The sequence below is a fragment of the Rhizobium sp. AG207R genome (assembly GCF_027109195.1).
Taxonomy (GTDB): domain Bacteria; phylum Pseudomonadota; class Alphaproteobacteria; order Rhizobiales; family Rhizobiaceae; genus Rhizobium; species Rhizobium dioscoreae.
Genome location: NZ_JAEPVT010000006.1, coordinates 36,271 through 53,134, shown reverse-complemented (window position 1 = coordinate 53,134; position 16,864 = coordinate 36,271). Strand labels below are relative to the sequence as shown.

The window sequence follows — 16,864 nt, the reverse complement described above, 5'->3', positions numbered from 1 at the left end:
GCTGGCAACGTGGCGCATCAAGCGCGATCGCGCTGCCGAATGCTGCAATTGCCTTCCGGGGTTAGCGCTTTCCTCAATCTTTTCCTGTTAGCTGCCACCATGGCAAAGATCGTGGCGTTGGCTGCATATTTCTATCAGGCTGCAGTGGCTTTCGGGCTGCTGATCGTGGTGGCACATCTGCTGGCTCCGGCGGACTATGCGGCCTATTCGCTGTTCATCTCGATCAGCCAGTTTGCGGCGATCCTCTGCTTCGAGTGGGTTCGCTTTGCCTGCAGTCGCTTCTATCCGGGGCAGGGGCCAGGGAGCGAGGCACTGGAGCGCAAGGCGCTGACGGTAGAATTCGCGGCATGCTCGGCAATCTGCCTGATCGCCGCTTCCGTCTCGATCCTCTTTTCGGTCTCGGCAGAGATTGCCGTGCTTGGCGGCCTGGTTGCGATCTTCCAGGGCGGGAGCGACCTGCATCTCACCATGCTGCGCTTCCGTCAGGAATTTCGCGTCTTTTCGCGGCTGCAGGGGTCGCGCGCGACGATTCTGGCAATCGGTACGCTTGCGGGCACCGCCGTTGCTCCGACTTTCACATGCACCGTCATCGGTCTGATGGCCGGCTATCTTGCCTATGGGCTCCTTGCCGCTTTTCTGAGCCGCAACAGTCTTCACGAGGCGGCTTCGTTCGAGAAGGCGCTGGTACGTAAGCATTTCGTCTATGGCAGCGTTGCCGCGAGCGCCTCCATTATCGGCATGTTGACGCCGTTGGGATTGAAATCGATCCTCACGGCCTCGCTGGGAGCGGGTGGCGCTGCCGGCGCACTTCTGGCGCTTGATCTGCTGCAGAGACCCTTCGTCCTGATCGTCTCTGCGCTGCAGGCCATTCAATATCCCGATGTCGTCACGACCTATGATCGCGATGGGCGAACCCCTGCCTTTGCCAAGCAGCTTGGGGAATATTACTCGCTGCTGACCGGTTTGACGCTGATAACCGCCGCCGGCATTTTCGCGCTGCTGCAGCCGGTCGGGCAATTGGTCATTGCCGCCGGTTTGCGCAAGGAGTTTCTTGCCGTCGCCCCCTTTGTCATCGGCCTTGCGACATGCCGCGCGCTGACGGCCAACATGATGCCCACCCCGGCGCATCTGCAGCATCGGCTATTGACGATCTTCCTGCTCGCGGCGCTGGATTGCGCGCTGCTGAATGCGGGCACGCTCATCGGAGGCTATCTCGGTTCCTTCGGCGATGCTGCCCTCATGGCCGGCGGCATGATTGGCGCGCTTTGTGCCATGACGATCGGCGTCAAGGTGATGATGTCTCTTGCCTTCGATTTCGTCTGGCCGCCCGTCGTTCTGTCGGGCATCGGGCTGGCCCTGCCGGTGCTGGCAACTGCCGGTTTTGGCTATTCGCTCTGGACATCTGTGGCTATCGGCGTTGTCGGGGGTGCGCTCTTCTGCCTGCTCGGCCTCTACAGCTATTTTGTCACCATGTTCCGGCCGCAGTCCCGGTCCTGAAATCTCTTAGAGATCTTCCAAAATGGACAGGACGCGATCTGCGCTGCCATCCCAGGAGAAGCGCGTAACGTTCTCATGGCCGCGTCGACGCAGATCCTGGCGCAATGTCTCGTCCGTCGCGATCCGCCGCATGGCGGAGACAAGTTCGTCCTGTCGGAAGGGATCGAAGTAGAGCGCGGCATCGCCCGACGCCTCACGCACGGCAGGAATATCGGCCGCGAGCACCGGGCAGCCCTGGGTCATCGCCTCCAGCGGCGGGATACCGAAACCTTCGTAAAGGCTCGGGAAAACGAAAGCTGTGGCATGGCGCTCCAGGGCGGCGATTTCTGCATCGGCGAGCCTGCCGGGGAAGAGCATGCTGTCGCTCGATTGCTGGTTGTCCGATTTGAACACGGTCGGTGCGGAGCCGCCGACGACCACGAGCTTCTGATTGATATCCTTGAGCGCCTCGAAAGCGCGAATGGCGAAATCGAGGTTCTTGTTCGGCTTCATCGTGCCGACGAGTAGGAAGAAGCCGTTGGTTTTCAGACCAAGCCGCTGCATGACGGCCTCATCCGGCTCGATGGCGGCATAATGATCGACGGCATTGTAGACGACATCGATACCAGTCGATGGCACCCGGAATACCGAGGCGAGCTCCTGCCGCGAGAATTCGGAGACGGTACCGATCTTAGCGGTGCGCGTCAGCACGGTTCCAAGGGCGCCATGCAGCAGGCGGTAGCTGCGCTTGAAGGACTGCGGATGGCGGAAGATCGTCACGTCATGGATGACGACGGCCTGGCGGCGATGCAGAAGTGGGCCGCTGCCGCCAAAGCCGATGAGCCGACTGCCGCGCGAGTGTGAAAGCAGCGCTGTTTGCTCCCAGAGATGGCCGGGGCCGGAACCGAAACTATCGATTTCTATCGCCGAAAGCCTCATATCGACAGGCGTATTGCGCGGCACCGCCAAACGCCAGCGCACCCCTTTCAGGGAGGCAGGCAGTGCGCCTGAGGAGATCTTGCGATCGAGCGCCAGGGTCAATTCGCGCGCAAAGCGCTGTACACCGGACAGAGGCTGGCCGAGAAAACGCCCGTTGATGACAATCGACTGCACGCTAAAGATCCCGATATCTTACTGACAGGGAATAGCTTGCACCATTTTATTTAGAGAAGGTTTAGCTTGCTTCGCGCGATTTTACGCAAGCGCGTCCTTGCTGCTGGCAATGGTGACGCCGCGGGCTCGCATCTCGTCGATTGCCGATTTTACGCCGGCGGGATCGATGCCTCGGCTGGCGTCTTCGATGAAGCGGACTGTGACGCCGGGCAGCATTTCAACGGCATCGAGCGCCGAGAACTTGACGCAATAATCGGTTGCCAGCCCGCAAAGGTCGAGTTCGGTGACGCCTTTGTTGCGTAGATAGGCGGCCAGTCCGGTGAGGGCAGCCTGATCGTTGTCGCGGAAGGCGGAGTAGCTGTCGACGGCGGGATTCTGGCCTTTTTGCTGGATGAAATCGACGGCGGCCATATGGAGATCGGGACGGAACTCGGCATCTTTGCTGTTCTGAACGCAGTGGTCGGGCCACATCATTTGCGGCTTGCCCGAAAGCATGCCGATTTCAAAGGGTTTCTTGCCGGGATGGGAGGAGGCGAAGCTGCCGTGACCAGGCGGGTGCCAATCCTGTGACGCGACGATGAGATCGTATTTGCCGCTATCAATGAGCTGGTTGGCGACGGGCACCACCTGGTCTCCCTCTGGAACTGGAAGGTTACCGCCAGGGCAGAAGCCGTTCTGGATGTCGATGAGCAGCAGCGCTTTCATGAGACCTGTCCTTCCGTTTTGTTGCGCTGCACGATGCCAAGTGGCGCGCTTCGGATCAAGCCCTTTGCGCCCCGCCGATGAAGGCGGCGAGGCGCGATGGTTTGTGAAGGCTTATGCCGGCTTGTGGCCCTTGAGCCCATAGAAGGCAATGTAGATGTAGCAGATAATCGGCATCAGGAAGGCCAGGTGGATGCCGATCGTATCGGCAAGGCCGCCCTGGATAACAGGCAGGATCGCGCCGCCGACAATGGCAAGGCACAGAATGCCCGAGCCCTGGCTCGTATATTTGCCGAGACCGTGCAGCGCGAGGCTGAAGATCGTCGGGAACATGATCGAGTTGAAGAGGCCGATCGCCAGCACGGCCCACATGGCGACATGGCCTGTCGTCAGCACCGTCACCAGCAGGAGGATGATCGCGGCGACAGCATTGAAGGCAAGCGCCTTGCCGTCATCGATGTGGCGCATGATTGCCGAGCCGACGAAGCGTCCGACCATCGCGCCGCCCCAGAAATAGGAGACGTAATGGGCGGCGTCCGCTTCGGAAAGATGCGCGATATCGGGCTGGCTGAGGAAATTCACCAGGAAGCTGCCGACGCTGACTTCGGCTCCGACATAAACAAAGATGCCGAGAGCGCCGAGCACGAGATGGCGGTATTGCCAGGCAGAGCCGCCGCCGCGCATCGGCTCGATAGTCTCCTCATCCTCGACTTGCGGGAGTTTCAGCGCCGCAAAGACGGCCGCGAGCACTAGGAAAGCGGCGGCAAGGAGCAGATAGGGGAATTTGACCGCGCCGGCTTCCGCAAGCCGCATGGCGTCGAGCTGTTCCGGTGTCGCGTTGGTGGCTGCAACAGTCGCGGCAGACAGGATCAACATCGCGCCGAAGTAGGGGGCAATCGTCGTGCCGAGCGAGTTGAAGGCCTGCGTCAGGTTCAGGCGGCTGGCGGCCGTATCCGGAGGTCCCAATACGGTGACATAGGGGTTTGCGGCAACCTGCAGGATCGTGATGCCGGTGGCGAGCACGAAAAGTGCGCCCAAGAAAAGGGCGTAGACGCGATACGTGGCGGCAGGAATGAACAGGGCGCAGCCGACAGCCGCGATCGCAAGGCCGACGACGATGCCCCATTTATAGGTGATGCGCTTCACGAGTGTGCCGGCAGGCAGCGATATGATGGAGTATGCGCCGAAAAAGCAAAGCTGGATGAGCATTGCCTGCGTGTAATTGAGCTGAAAGACGCTTTTCAGGTGCGGGACCAGAATATCGTTCAAGCAAGTAATGAAGCCCCACATGAAAAAGAGTGAGGTGAGTGCGATAAGCGCGAATTGGTAATTGCCCTGGCCTTGGTGTGCGGATGCACGCGCGCTGGTGGGCGCAGAGCTTGTTGCTGAGCCAGCCACTTTTTTATCCTCGGTTTTTGTTGTTGCCAGGCTTCGAGATTCGAGCCGGACGAAAGCCCGAACGGGCCGAAAGAAGAAACTGGCGGCGGCTTACCGAGATACCGCGGGAAACGCAGAATCCCGAAGCCGCTTCAATCGATATAATCGATTGGTCCGCTATTGGTAGCTTGCTAGGCATGCGGATTTTGCAATGCTGCAATGCAATCACTTGCAAGGGCGGAATGTCTGCCGACGTCAGTCGAGGCTGTGCAAATAGCCAAGAACGGCGCGTTTCACGCGCAGAGCCAGCTGGTATCTATCCTGGTCGCCATGCTCCCCGGCGGCATCGACTATTCCCTTGATGATGGCGACCACGTCGCGACTCGCCACATCGATATCGGCCTGCGGCGGCAAATCTGGCCGCAGCAGGGTTGCGCGCGTGAGCTCGAAGAAGCGCCTTTTGACCGCTTCGGTGGCGGCATCAAGCGGAAGGCGCGCTTCCTCGAAATCGAGCAAGCGGGCTAGCGCCGGCCGGCGAAGTTGCTGCTCGACGCAAGGGAGGATGAGCGCCGACAAGGCCTCGCTGCCCGTGGGCTTGTCGGCGGCAATTTCCGCCTCTGCGACGAGACGCGAAGTCTCGCGCAGGATCAAGGCTCCGATCAACGCATCCTTGCGCGGAAAATATTGATAGAGCGAGCCGACACTGACGCCGGCCTTTTCCGCAACGGCATTGGTGGAGAAGGCCTCATGGCCGTGCTCCTCCAAAATGCGAGCTGCAGCCTCCACGATCGCCTCGACTGTTGCGAGCGAGCGGGCTTGTCTTGGCGCTTTTCTCGGCGCGGCACGGCTATGGAGAGGGCCTTCGGACATGTTCCTGGAATGCGAGTAGCAAAAAGCGAATTATCGCTCATATTACAGTTCGCAACCCAACGAAACAAGCGTTTAAGCGACATGCCGGGATTGAGTTCCCAGGCATGCTCGAGAGCGCGTGTGCGAACGACAAGGAGATTGACGCATGTCCAACGAAATTAGAACGGCGATCGTAACCGGCGCATCCAAAGGGATTGGGGCAGCCATTGCGAGGCAGCTTGCCGAAGACGGCTTTCAGACCGTCGTCAATTACGCATCGAGTTCCGGAGAGGCCTCCGATGTTGTTGCCGGCATCACGGCGGCAGGCGGCCGCGCGATTGCAATCCGTGCCGATGTTAGCGACGCTGCGGCAATAACGGCATTGTTCGATCGCACCGAAGCAGAGTTCGGCAGGGTCGATGTGCTCGTCAACAATGCAGGTATCAGCAAATTTTCGCCGCTGGCTGAGGTCTCGGATGAGGATTTTCAGCAGCAAATCGCCGTCAATCTGACAGGCACTTTCAACGGGATGCGAGAAGGGGCGAAGCGGGTGCGCGATGGTGGCCGCATCATCAATCTTTCCACGAGCATCATCGGTCACTATTCCCCCGGCAATGGCGTCTATGCGGCGACCAAAGCGGCGGTGGAGGCGATGACGCATATTCTTGCTAAGGAACTCGGCCCGCGCGGCGTCACCGTCAATGCGGTCGCGCCAGGGCCGATCGCTACCGAATTGCTGTTCAAGGGGCGGTCCGAGGCGCTGATCCAGCGGCTGATAAACGACATTCCGCTCGGGCGCCTCGGGATTCCTGACGACATCGCCCAGATCGTATCGTTTCTGGCCGGCCCGCGGAGCGGCTGGGTCAACGGCCAGATCATCAGGGCAAATGGCGGACGCAACTGAGATCGAGTAGCGCGAGGTGCAGAAGCCTTTGCGGCAGAAGGATCGTTTCTTGCCACAAATCGCGACACCGAATGATGCCGCTGCGAGACCGGGACTGTCTCGTACAAAAATTATACCGCCATGCACATGAGGTAGGTGCGATGAAAAAGACCGTAACTGGCTGCTCCGTCGAGGAAGCGATGCATTTGCTGGGCGGCCGCTGGCGGCTGCTGATTGTGTCTTATCTGGTCGATGGACCCCAGCGTTTCAACGAGCTGAGGCGGCTGATGCCTGGCATTTCGCAGAGGATGCTGACGCTTGATCTGCGCGCTGGAGGAGGCGGGTCTGATCCGGCGGACGGTCTATCCGACGGTTCCAGTGAAGGTGGAATATTCGCTGACGGAGGATGGGCGGCGGTTGGAGAAGGTGGTGGCCGTGGTCAAGGAGTTTGGGCTGTGGCTCAAGGATCAGGATGCGCGGGGGAATTGAAGAGCGTGCGGCTTCACCAGAGCTCGTGGTATAAATCCCGCCAATCCGGATTTGTCTTTTCAACCAGCTCGATTTTCCACTGGCGATACCAGCGTTTCAGCGATTTTTCGCGTTGTATTGAAATGATGTCGGCGTGGTCTTCATACCAGACGAGCCGTGTGCATCCCATATTTCCAAGCAAAGCTCGGTGTCAGAAACCCATTGGGTTGCTGTTACTATTCGCCGCTCTTCTATTATCTTCTTCTCTCTCGACAAGTACCTGTTCCCATATGCGATACGTCGTCGAGATCATTTCGTTAAGCTGATCGAAGCTAAATAATTCCAATCCATCATCGGTACGGCGCTGTAATATCCGGGTTCCATCATCCAATTTTCTAAACTGATAAATGGCCAGGGCTACATTCTGCAAGTCTGGATCAAGGGCCCGCGTGCGCTCATGCATAACGGAAAAGGCAAAGCGTCTAGCTTCTTTATTCAAACGCTTGGTAAGGCGATAATCGTGAAAACTAACTTCCGGCTGCTCGCCCACAATTGAGATGTAATCCGGCCAAAAACGTACGGTCTGTCCGAAACCAATCGCCCAGTTGGGCATCAAGCGGTCGCGCGAGTATATCTGTTCATGCTGAGCAAAATCGTAGAGGGCCTTTGCGACACTTAGATTGTGCTCATATTCAGCAATATGACGGGAGTGCTTTTGAACAATCTCGCAAACCTTCTGCCAAGGCGTCGGCTCGGCTTTGCCAAACAGAGGTATTTGGCGATTGAGAATATCCGGCTGCGCCCTTCGAACGGGATCGTAAGTATGAGGAGGGCGTCCAAACTTATGTTTCCGCAAGAGAATCCATTGGTGGGAAATCGGTAAAACAGCGATTCGCGCAAGATCAGTCTCAGCCAAACGGCGTGTCTTCATCGGGTTCCCTTTGTCTCGACGATTTTCCAATTGCCAATTTTAAGAACTTGAATCTTTCTTTTGTAACATCGTCGGTGATTCGTAACCCAAGATTTGCATTAATTTTTGAGTTCTCCACAGTATAATGCCAAGGGCCATTTGGTGCGTGTGATAGATCGACCAATTGCCCTGCTGATAAACTAGAGAAATTCACCATTACCGATCTAATTACTCTTCGAGCAGATTTGTCAGAAATTGGCTCGATCACAAAGCTGGCACCAGAGATAACGTCATACCTGGAAGCTCTGCCTCTAATTGGATTAGCACCGAACTCTTTGAAGGATTTGTACAAAGCCGGGTGAACCGGGCCATAAGTCCAAGCTTCAAAGTAACCGCTTACCAGCGGTTTCTCATGTTCAAGCAAGAAGAATGCATGACAGAAATATATTAGCTTCTGCAGAACAATGTTTGTCACCGGGCGCGCATCTTCTTCTGCGAGCTCTAGGACGTAGTTAGCGATAGCTCTCGGATCATGCATTTTCTATATCTTGCGGCAGTCAGCTAAAAAGAACTCGTTCCCTTATACCCGCTCGACAAACCCGTCCAGCACGCGCTTCTGCCCAGCGCGATCAAATTCGATCGTCAGCTTGTTGCCCTCGATCTCCGAAACATTGCCGTTGCCAAACTTGATATGGAAGACGCGGTCGCCGATGGCGAATTTGGAGGGTTCGGAGGAGGTGGATTTGGCCACCAGCTCGCCGTCGATGGTGCGCACTTTCGGACCGCTTTCGCCGTAACCGATGCGTTCGACGGCGTGGCCGGAGCGGCTGCCCCAGTTGTCGCGGGTCGCATCGTTGCGGTTGGCCTGGGCGCGCTTCCAGCCGGGGGTGGAATAGGTGTTGGCGAAGGGATCGGCCTTGTCGAAGCGGGATTGGCCGTAGCCGCCGCGGCCATATCCGCCATAGGACTGCTCTACTTCGGCGACCTGAACATGCGTTTCCGGCAGTTCGTCAAGGAAGCGGGAGGGGATCGTCGATTGCCATAGGCCGTGGATGCGGCGGTTGGAGACGAACCAGATGTGGCAGCGGCGCTTGGCGCGCGTGATGCCGACATAGGCGAGGCGGCGCTCTTCCTCGAGGCCGGCGCGCCCGCTTTCGTCGAGCGAGCGCTGATGCGGAAACAAGCCTTCCTCCCAGCCGGGCAGGAACACCGTGTCGAATTCCAGACCCTTGGCAGAGTGCAGCGTCATGATGGAGACGGCGTCGAGATTTTCGTTCTGCTCGGCATCCATAACAAGGGCGACGTGTTCAAGGAAGCCGCGCATGGATTCGAAGCTGTCCATGGAGCGGATGAGTTCCTTGAGGTTTTCAAGCCGCCCCGGCGCTTCTGCCGATTTGTCGTTCTTCCACATGTCCGTATAGCCGGACTCTTCGAGAATCTGCTCGGCAAGCTCAGTATGCGGCGTGTTTTCGAGCAGGCCCTGCCAGCGGCGGAAGGATTGCACGACGTCGAACAGCGCCTTGCGCGCCTTCGGCTTCATCTCATCCGTCTCGATGATGTCGACCGCTGCCGCCAGCATCGGGATATCGCGCACGCGGGCGTAATCATGCAGCGCACGGACAGTGGTGTCGCCGAGACCGCGTTTTGGCGTATTGATGATGCGTTCGAAGGCGAGATCGTCGGCCGGCTGGCAGACGAGGCGGAAATAGGCCATGGCGTCGCGGATTTCGAGGCGCTCGTAGAAGCGCGGGCCGCCGACGACGCGATAGTTCAGGCCGAGCGTCACGAAACGGTCTTCGAACTCGCGCATCTGGAAGGAGGCGCGCACGAGGATGGCGATGTCGTTGAGATTGTGCTTGTTGCGCTGGAGCTGCTCGATCTCTTCGCCGATGGCGCGCGCTTCTTCCTCGGAATCCCAGGAAGCGTGCACCTGCACCTTGATGTCGTCCGGATCGGAGCGGTCGGTGAACAGCGTCTTGCCGAGCCGGCCCTCATTATGGGCGATGAGATGCGCGGCAGCACCGAGAATATGTTCGGTGGAGCGATAGTTGCGCTCGAGCTTGATGACCTTGGCGCCCGGAAAATCCTTCTCGAAGCGGAGGATGTTGTCCACCTCCGCGCCGCGCCAGCCATAGATCGACTGGTCGTCGTCACCGACGCAGCAGACATTCTGCGGCTCGCCCTTCTGTCTCTGCGCCAGCAGGCGTAGCCACATATATTGCGCCGTATTGGTGTCCTGATACTCGTCGACGAGGATGTAGCGGAAGCGCTGGTGATAATCCTTGAGGATATCAGGATTCTGCCGGAACATATTGATCGGATGCAGCAAAAGGTCCCCGAAGTCGCAGGCGTTCAGCGTCTTCAGGCGGTTCTGGTAGGCGGCATAGAGTTCGCGGCCCTTGCCATTGGCAAAAGCGCGGGCATCACCTTCCGGAATATCGGCGGGGCTCAGGCCCTTGTTCTTCCATGTGTCGATCATGCCGGCAAATTGCTTGGCCGGCCAGCGCTTGTCGTCGAGCCCTTCGGCCTGGATCAGTTGCTTGATCAGGCGGACGACATCGTCGGTATCGAGAATGGTGAAGCTCGAGGTGAGGCCGACCAGCTCGGCATGGCGGCGCAACAGCTTGACACCGATCGAGTGGAAGGTGCCGAGCCAGGGCATGCCTTCGACCGCGCCGCCGACCAGCAGCGCGATACGCTCCTTCATCTCGCGGGCTGCCTTGTTGGTGAAGGTGACGGCGAGGATCTGGCTGGGGAAGGCGCGGTTGGTGGACAGGATATGCGCGATGCGCGTCGTGAGCACTCGCGTCTTGCCTGTGCCGGCGCCGGCAAGCACCAGAACGGGGCCGTCGAGCGTTTCCACGGCTTCCGCCTGTTCTGCATTGAGGCCTGAGAGATAATCGGGCCGGCGGCCGCTGTCGCGTGCTGCCATGGCGCGGGCCGCAATGCCGCCGCCAATGCTGCCGGCAGCCGGCGCGGAACGGCGCGGCGCCACGTGCTCCGGCTCCTCGTCAAAGAAGGGAATATCGTCATGTCCAATGGTCATGCCGCCCAATGTAATGATTCTACCCCGAAAGGCAAAAGAAACGGGCCGAAACTAGAACAAAAAGTGCACATTCACAGGGCATAAGACTCGATCGACGGCTGTTTTCATGTGGAAATGGGTCGGCCCATTCACCGGGTAAAACGTCTCGTTGTCCGCACTAAGATTACAACTTTGTCATAATCTGTGGCGAAACTTGCGGCATATGCTCAAAAACACGATATTGCAGCAAATCGGGCACAATCTTGCTTTATGGAGCCGTCCGAGCCGAAATTGACCCCCGGTTAAGTGCGCTGGGTGGATGAGGGGTCACAAAAACCAACGACGCGATTTCATCGCCTCTGACACAACGAGCCGGAGACGTGCATGACCGCCTGGAAGCAGCTTTCCTTGTCTTTTTTCTTGCTGGCAGCTGGCATCGCCGCTGTCGTGGCCTTCATGCCCAGCGCAGCGGGCCTGCTGCAGAAGGTCGGCGTTCCCGAGACTGTCGTGGCCTGGATTGCTCCGCGCGATGGCGCGGCGGACGGAAAGTCGGAGACGCAGGCAAGCTCCGGTGGACGGCGCGGTCAGAACATACCGCTTGTCGTCACCGAGCCTGTGGTCAGCGGTGTTGTTAACGATCGCCTGAGCGCGATCGGTACCGGCGACGCCATCCGTTCGGTCGTCGTCATGCCGCAAGCGGCGGGTACGATCCGGGAAATTCTCATCAAGTCAGGCGACAGAGTGAAGCAGGGGCAGGTGCTGGCGCGTCTCGACGACGACGAGCAGATCATCGCTCGCGGCCAGGCGGAAGTGGCGCTGAAGAGTGCTGTCGAAAAATCCCAGCTCTACCGCAATATCAAATCCACAGTCTCGCGCATGGATGTTTTCGATGCCGAGATCGTGGAGCAGGGCGCAAAGCTAGCGCTGCAATCGGCCGAGCTGGCGCTGAAGCGCCGCGATGTGGTCGCACCGATCGACGGGATTGTCGGTATCGTGCCCGTGGTCGTCGGCGACAATGTGACGACAACGACCAATATCGTGATGCTAGACGACCGCTCGGAAATCCTGGTGGATTACTGGGTGCCGGAGCGCTTCGCCAACACAGTCAAGGTCGACCAGCCGGTGGAAGCGACGTCGGTGGCATTGCCGGGGCGCGTATTTTCGGGCGTTGTCGAGGCAGTCGACAATCGTGTTGACGGCGCAAGCCGGACGCTGCGCGTGCGCGCCCGCATCGATAATGCTTCCGATGTTCTGCGCGCCGGTATGTCCTTCAATGTCGGCATGCGCTTTGCCGGCGAATCCTATCCCTCCGTCGATCCGCTCGCCGTCCAATGGGATGGGGCGGGTGCGCATGTCTGGCGCGTCGTTGACGGCAAGTCCTCGAAGGTGCGCGTCAGCATCGTGCAGCGCAATCCGGATGCGGTGCTGGTCCGTGGCGATCTCCGCAATGGCGATCTCATCGTCATCGAAGGATTGCAGCGCGTGACCGAAGGTGGCGAGGTTCGCTTTGCCCGCGATGTCGCCCAGGCCAAGGAGGTCATCACCCAATGATGACCGATGGCAACGATGTGGCGGATGCCGGCTCGGCAGCGGCCAAGCAATCCTTTACCGCACTCTTCGTGCGCCGGCCGATCCTGGCGCTGGTCTTCAACACGCTGATGGTCGTCGCCGGTCTTGCCGCCTATTTCGGCGTCGAAGTGCGAGAACTGCCCGATGTCGACCGTCCCGTCGTGACCGTCAGGACCGTATTCGATGGCGCATCGCCGCAGACGGTGGATCAGGAGCTGACGAAGATCATCGAAGGGGCGGTTGCCCGCGTCAGCGGCCTGAAGTCGGTTTCCTCCAGTTCCTCCTTCGGTCAGAGCCGGGTAACGCTTGAATTTTCCGACGCGACCGATCTTTCGGTTGCCGCCAATGATGTCCGCGACGCCATCGGTCGCATCACCGAACAATTGCCCGATCAGGCGGATGCGCCTCAGATCGTCAAGGCGGATTCGGATTCGCAGCCGATCATGCGGCTTGCCGTCACCTCGACCACGTTGACGATGGATGACCTGACACAGCTCGTCGACAAGGAGATCACCGACCGGCTGGCTTCGGTCGAGGGCGTCGCCGATGTCGAGCTTTACGGCGATCAGGAGAAGATCTTCCGCATCGATGTCGATCAGGCCGCCCTTGCGAGCCGAGGTCTCACCATCGGCGACCTGACGACGGCGCTTGCGACCGCAGCACTCGATGTACCGGCCGGATCGCTGAAGAGTGCGCGGCAGGATATCGTCGTGCGCGCCACGGCGGCACTACAGACGCCGGAGGATTTCTCCCGGCTGATCATCAAGAACCGCGTGCGGCTTTCCGATGTCGCCACCGTGACGCTCGGACCGAGGGACGGCACGACCGCGCTGCGTTCGAACGGTGTGCAGGGCGTTGGTCTCGGCATCATCCGTCAGGCGCAGTCGAATACCTTGAATATTTCCGAAGGCGTGAAGGCCGTCGTCGCGCAGCTGTCTAAATCGCTGCCCGAGGGTACGCGCATCGTCATCACCAGCGACGATGCCCTGTTCATTCAGGGGGCGATCCACGAGGTCGTGCTGGCGCTCGTCCTGTCGGCGTTGATCGTCACCGCAGTCATCTATCTCTTCCTGCGCGACTGGCGGGCGACGCTGATACCGGTCGTCACCATGCCGGTGGCGCTGATCGGCACGCTTGCCGCGCTCTACATGGTCGGTTTCTCGGTCAATATCCTGACGCTGCTGGCAATCGTGCTTGCGACCGGCCTCGTGGTCGATGACGCCATCGTCGTGCTCGAGAATATCGTGCGGCGCAGGGCGGAGAAGATCGGGCCTCGCGCTGCCGCCGTGCTTGGCACGCGCGAAGTTTTCTTCGCCGTCATTGCGACGACGGCCACGCTTGCTGCCGTGTTCATTCCGCTCTCCTTCCTGCCGGGGCAGGTGGGCGGTCTGTTCCGCGAATTCGGCTTCGTGCTTGCCTTCTCCGTCGGCCTGTCGTCGATCGTGGCGCTGACGCTCTGCCCCATGCTTGCCTCGCGCATGCTGACCAAGGAGATGCGCGAGGAGCATGGCGCGCTCGGGCGTTTCGGCGAGCTTTTCTCCGGTGTCTATCGTCGTACCCTCAAGGCTTGTCTCAATGCGCCTTTCGTCGTCATCGTCTTCTGCGCCGTGTTTTCGGCTGCAGCCGTCCTGGCGTTCATAAACGTCAAGAGCGAGCTGACGCCGAGCGAGGATAGGGCGATGGTCATGCTGCGTCTCACCACGCCGCAAGGCGCAGGCCTCGATTATACCAAGGATCAATTACAGCGCGTCGAAGAGCGGCTGCAGCCGCTGATGGACAGCGGCGACATACGAAATATCTACGCGATTTCAGGCATGAACACCCAGAAGAACAGCGGCTTCATGGTGCTGACGCTGGCCCCCTGGAGCGAGCGCCATCGTACGCAGCAGGATATTGTCACCGATATCAACAAGGCCATGGCAGGCGTGCCGGCTCTTCGCGGCAATGTCATCCAGGCCAACAGCCTGCGCATTCGTGGCGCCGGCAGCGGCGTGCAGATGGCGCTCATCGGCAACAATCACGAAGCGCTGACCGATGCAGCGCTGAAACTCGTGCAGGAACTCGACAAAACCGGCCAATTCGATACGCCGCGGCTGAACAACGAGCCGACACAGGCTCAGGTCTCCGTCACCATCGATCGTGAGCGCGCTTCCGATCTCGGGGTCGACATTTCAGGCCTTTCAGTGGCCTTGCAGTCGCTACTTGAGGGCCGCTCCGTCGTCGACGTATTCGTCGCCGGCGAATCCTATCCGGTGCTTCTGACGTCGACGATGCGGCCGATCGATGATCCCACGGATCTTGAAAACGTCTTCCTGAAGACCGGCGACGGCAAGATCGTGCCGATGTCTGTCATCGCGTCGCTGAAGGAGAATGCGGTTGCGCCGCAGCTGACCCGCGAGCAGCAGCTGGCTTCGGTTGCGATCACCGCCGGGCTCAAGAACGGCATGTCGCTCGGGCAGGCGGTCGAGGAGATCACACGGATCGCGACGCCACTCCTGCCGCCTGGTTCGCGGTTGATGCCGCTCGCCGAAGCGGCGACACTGGAGGAAAATTCCAGCGGCATGGCCCTGACCTTCGGTTTTGCCATCGTCATCATCTTCCTGGTGCTTGCCGCGCAGTTCGAAAGCGTGCTGTCGTCGGTCATCATCATGTCGACGGTGCCGCTCGGCCTTGCCTGTGCCGTCTTTGCGCTCGTCATCACCGGATCGAGCCTCAACATCTACAGCCAGATCGGCCTGGTGCTGCTTGTCGGTGTCATGGCCAAGAACGGCATCCTGATCGTCGAGTTCGCCAATCAGCTTCGCGACAAGGGCGAAAGCGTGCGCGAGGCGATCGAAAAGGCCTGCGCACTGCGTCTGCGCCCGGTCATGATGACGATGATCGCGACCATCCTTGGCGGCGTACCGCTTGTCTTTGCCGAGGGGGCCGGCGCAGAAGCGCGCGTTGCTCTCGGTTGGGTCATTGTGGGCGGCCTTGGGTTTGCGACCCTGGTCACGCTTTACATCACACCCGTCGCCTATCTGCTGATCGCCCGCTTTGCGAAGCCACAGACGCATGAGGAGCAGCGCCTGCATGACGAGATGTCGGATGCGGCGCTGCGCGCGAAGCTCGCCAATCTTCGCGCGGCGGAGTAGGTCGGCACCGGCAGGTTGGTCCGTTGCAGGCGTTGCGCTTATTTATGGTAAATCAGGGGTATCGTTTAGCGCTTTTTTAAGCATGTTTGCTAATCATGTCGGTATGTAACCGCTGGAGCGCAGGTGTTGTTTTGCCTCGCTCCCCGTTCGCCGACACGCTCGGCCCGCGCGCATGAGCGCCCGCGGCAAGGTTCCGATGTCTCCTTGTATTTGTTGCGTATTGTTGCGTCCGGAGTTCATGTGCCGTGAGTATTTTTTCGACCTTCATCAGGGTCAGTCCCTCTGTGAATACAGCACTGGAAGTGCTGAGGGACACCCAGACCAAACTGGGTAATGCCGAGCGACAGATGTCGTCAGGCCTGCGGGTTCAGTCGGCCAGAGACAATGCCACCTACTGGAAAATCTCGACTTTGACGCATACCGACATCGGCGCGATTTCGTCGGTTCAGGATGCGCTCGGTCTCGCCGCCTCGACCGTCAGCACCGCTTCCACGGGTGTCGGTAGCGCGATCGATGTCGTGACCGAGATCAGGACGAAGCTCGTCAGCGCCTATGAGACCAGCGTCGACAAAACGACACTCAACGACGAGATCACCGAGCTCAAGCAGCAGTTGCGCAGCGTTGGGGAGTCGGCGACCTTCAACGGCGTCAACTGGACCGTGCTGCAAGATGGCGCGGACCCGACTGACCCCCATGAGATTCCAGGCTCCCTTATCCGGGGTACCAACGGCACCGTAACGATCGGCATGCTGAGCTATGCGGGCGTCAGCTCGACGACGGGGCCAATCACCTCGGCCGATGCGCGTTATCTGATCGACGATCAGTCAAGCGGCACCGGCGGATATGGCGTGCTGACGTCGACATCTTTCGCCACCGAAGCCGGAGCGGCCAAGAATTATGTGCTCATCAGCAGCAAAAACGGCAATACGAGCGGCCAGGTGGAGATTTCGCTCGATGCGAATACGAGTCGGGGCGCTATTGTCGACATGGTCAACACCGTGACGGGAATGCTGAACCAGCTCAAGACGATCGGATCCGCCTTCGGCTCCCTCGAGGCGCGTATCAATCTTCAGACCGAGTTTGCCAGGAATCTCAATGATTCGCTGACCAGCGGGGTCGGCAAACTCGTGGATGCCGATATGGAACAGCAGTCGAGCAAGGTTCTGGCGCTGCAGGCTCAGCAACAACTCGGGTTGCAATCTCTGTCGATTGCCAACGCGAGCTACAATACGGTTCTGCAACTCTTCCAGAACCATTGATTGCAGCGAACGGCTGAAATTGACAGGCTGGCGGGTGAATGGCTCCGCACGTCCGCATGCGCCGGCTTCTGCAAAAGCTCTGCTGACGCTCTATGCACA

Annotated in this window: 12 protein-coding genes and 2 pseudogenes; 6 read left to right on the top strand and 8 right to left on the bottom strand. The window is 59.4% G+C overall.

Translation table 11 applies throughout. From position 1 onward, the window contains the following. Nucleotides 1-99: 99 nt before the first annotated feature. Entirely contained in the window at nt 100-1,497 is a 1,398-nt protein-coding gene (locus JJQ51_RS15215; RefSeq protein WP_145632622.1) for a hypothetical protein, read from the top strand. Between the two features lie 6 nt (nt 1,498-1,503). Here the strand turns inward: JJQ51_RS15215 and JJQ51_RS15210 are convergent, their stop codons facing one another. From JJQ51_RS15210 to JJQ51_RS15195, 4 genes are all read right to left on the bottom strand, one after another. Next, nucleotides 1,504-2,589, bottom strand: coding sequence for a glycosyltransferase family 4 protein (locus JJQ51_RS15210; protein ID WP_145632625.1), 1,086 nt, complete (start codon nt 2,587-2,589; stop codon nt 1,504-1,506). Between the two features lie 81 nt (nt 2,590-2,670). Further along, the gene (gene pncA / locus JJQ51_RS15205; protein ID WP_145632628.1) at nt 2,671-3,294 is read right to left on the bottom strand and encodes a bifunctional nicotinamidase/pyrazinamidase; all 624 of its coding nucleotides are present in this window, start codon (nt 3,292-3,294) and stop codon (nt 2,671-2,673) included. Between the two features lie 111 nt (nt 3,295-3,405). Next, nucleotides 3,406-4,689 (bottom strand): sugar MFS transporter, encoded by a 1,284-nt coding sequence (locus JJQ51_RS15200; RefSeq protein ID WP_113332935.1) that lies wholly within the window; start codon nt 4,687-4,689, stop codon nt 3,406-3,408. 234 nt (nt 4,690-4,923) lie between these two features. Continuing rightward, on the bottom strand, nt 4,924-5,454 hold the full coding sequence (locus JJQ51_RS15195; RefSeq protein ID WP_233788703.1) for a TetR/AcrR family transcriptional regulator: 531 nt from the start codon (nt 5,452-5,454) through the stop codon (nt 4,924-4,926). Between the two features lie 229 nt (nt 5,455-5,683). Between JJQ51_RS15195 and JJQ51_RS15190 the strand changes: the two genes are divergently transcribed. Further along, nucleotides 5,684-6,421, top strand: coding sequence for an SDR family oxidoreductase (locus tag JJQ51_RS15190; protein ID WP_113351988.1), 738 nt, complete (start codon nt 5,684-5,686; stop codon nt 6,419-6,421). Nucleotides 6,422-6,492: 71 nt separating this feature from the next. Next, nucleotides 6,493-6,889, top strand: a pseudogene (locus JJQ51_RS15185) (winged helix-turn-helix transcriptional regulator). 13 nt (nt 6,890-6,902) lie between these two features. On the opposite strand, the pseudogene JJQ51_RS15180 reads toward JJQ51_RS15185, so the two are convergent. The 4 genes and pseudogenes from JJQ51_RS15180 to JJQ51_RS15165 form a co-directional block, all read right to left on the bottom strand. Further along, nucleotides 6,903-7,080 (bottom strand): annotated as a pseudogene (locus JJQ51_RS15180) (GIY-YIG nuclease family protein); the annotation flags it as partial. After that, entirely contained in the window at nt 7,080-7,799 is a 720-nt protein-coding gene (gene socB, locus JJQ51_RS15175; protein WP_269244854.1) for a type VI toxin-antitoxin system SocB family DNA replication inhibitor toxin, read from the bottom strand. The pseudogene JJQ51_RS15180 and the gene socB, both read right to left, overlap by 1 nt. Next, a complete protein-coding gene (gene socA, locus JJQ51_RS15170) occupies nt 7,777-8,316 on the bottom strand; it encodes a type VI toxin-antitoxin system SocA family antitoxin (RefSeq protein ID WP_113351990.1) in 540 nt (179 codons plus the stop codon). The genes socB and socA overlap by 23 nt, the downstream gene beginning before the upstream one ends. A gap of 42 nt (nt 8,317-8,358) precedes the next feature. Beyond that, complete coding sequence (locus tag JJQ51_RS15165; RefSeq protein ID WP_113352055.1) at nt 8,359-10,824, bottom strand: ATP-dependent helicase; 2,466 nt, start codon at nt 10,822-10,824, stop codon at nt 8,359-8,361. 363 nt (nt 10,825-11,187) lie between these two features. Here JJQ51_RS15165 and JJQ51_RS15160 point away from each other — a divergent pair, with 363 nt between their 5' ends. The 3 genes from JJQ51_RS15160 to JJQ51_RS15150 all read left to right on the top strand — a co-directional run bounded on the left by JJQ51_RS15160 (nt 11,188) and on the right by JJQ51_RS15150 (nt 16,765). Next, nucleotides 11,188-12,354 carry an efflux RND transporter periplasmic adaptor subunit gene (locus JJQ51_RS15160; protein WP_113351991.1) on the top strand — a complete coding sequence of 389 codons (1,167 nt, stop codon included), beginning with the start codon at nt 11,188-11,190 and terminating at the stop codon, nt 12,352-12,354. After that, nucleotides 12,351-15,506, top strand: coding sequence for an efflux RND transporter permease subunit (locus JJQ51_RS15155; RefSeq protein WP_442966446.1), 3,156 nt, complete (start codon nt 12,351-12,353; stop codon nt 15,504-15,506). Before JJQ51_RS15160 ends, JJQ51_RS15155 begins: the two co-directional genes overlap by 4 nt. Nucleotides 15,507-15,751: 245 nt before the next feature. Then, complete coding sequence (locus JJQ51_RS15150; protein WP_113351992.1) at nt 15,752-16,765, top strand: flagellin N-terminal helical domain-containing protein; 1,014 nt, start codon at nt 15,752-15,754, stop codon at nt 16,763-16,765. Nucleotides 16,766-16,864: the final 99 nt, after the last annotated feature.

What these genes read in the sequence shown, in the direction of transcription:
- JJQ51_RS15215 (WP_145632622.1), top strand. Translation starts at nt 100, where the DNA reads ATGGCAAAGATCGTGGCGTTGGCTGCATATTTCTATCAGGCTGCAGTG.
- pncA (WP_145632628.1), bottom strand. Translation starts at nt 3,294, where the DNA reads ATGAAAGCGCTGCTGCTCATCGACATCCAGAACGGCTTCTGCCCTGGC.
- JJQ51_RS15190 (WP_113351988.1), top strand. Translation starts at nt 5,684, where the DNA reads ATGTCCAACGAAATTAGAACGGCGATCGTAACCGGCGCATCCAAAGGG.
- socB (WP_269244854.1), bottom strand. Translation starts at nt 7,799, where the DNA reads ATGAAGACACGCCGTTTGGCTGAGACTGATCTTGCGCGAATCGCTGTT.
- socA (WP_113351990.1), bottom strand. Translation starts at nt 8,316, where the DNA reads ATGCATGATCCGAGAGCTATCGCTAACTACGTCCTAGAGCTCGCAGAA.
- JJQ51_RS15165 (WP_113352055.1), bottom strand. Translation starts at nt 10,824, where the DNA reads ATGACCATTGGACATGACGATATTCCCTTCTTTGACGAGGAGCCGGAG.
- JJQ51_RS15160 (WP_113351991.1), top strand. Translation starts at nt 11,188, where the DNA reads ATGACCGCCTGGAAGCAGCTTTCCTTGTCTTTTTTCTTGCTGGCAGCT.
- JJQ51_RS15155 (WP_442966446.1), top strand. Translation starts at nt 12,351, where the DNA reads ATGATGACCGATGGCAACGATGTGGCGGATGCCGGCTCGGCAGCGGCC.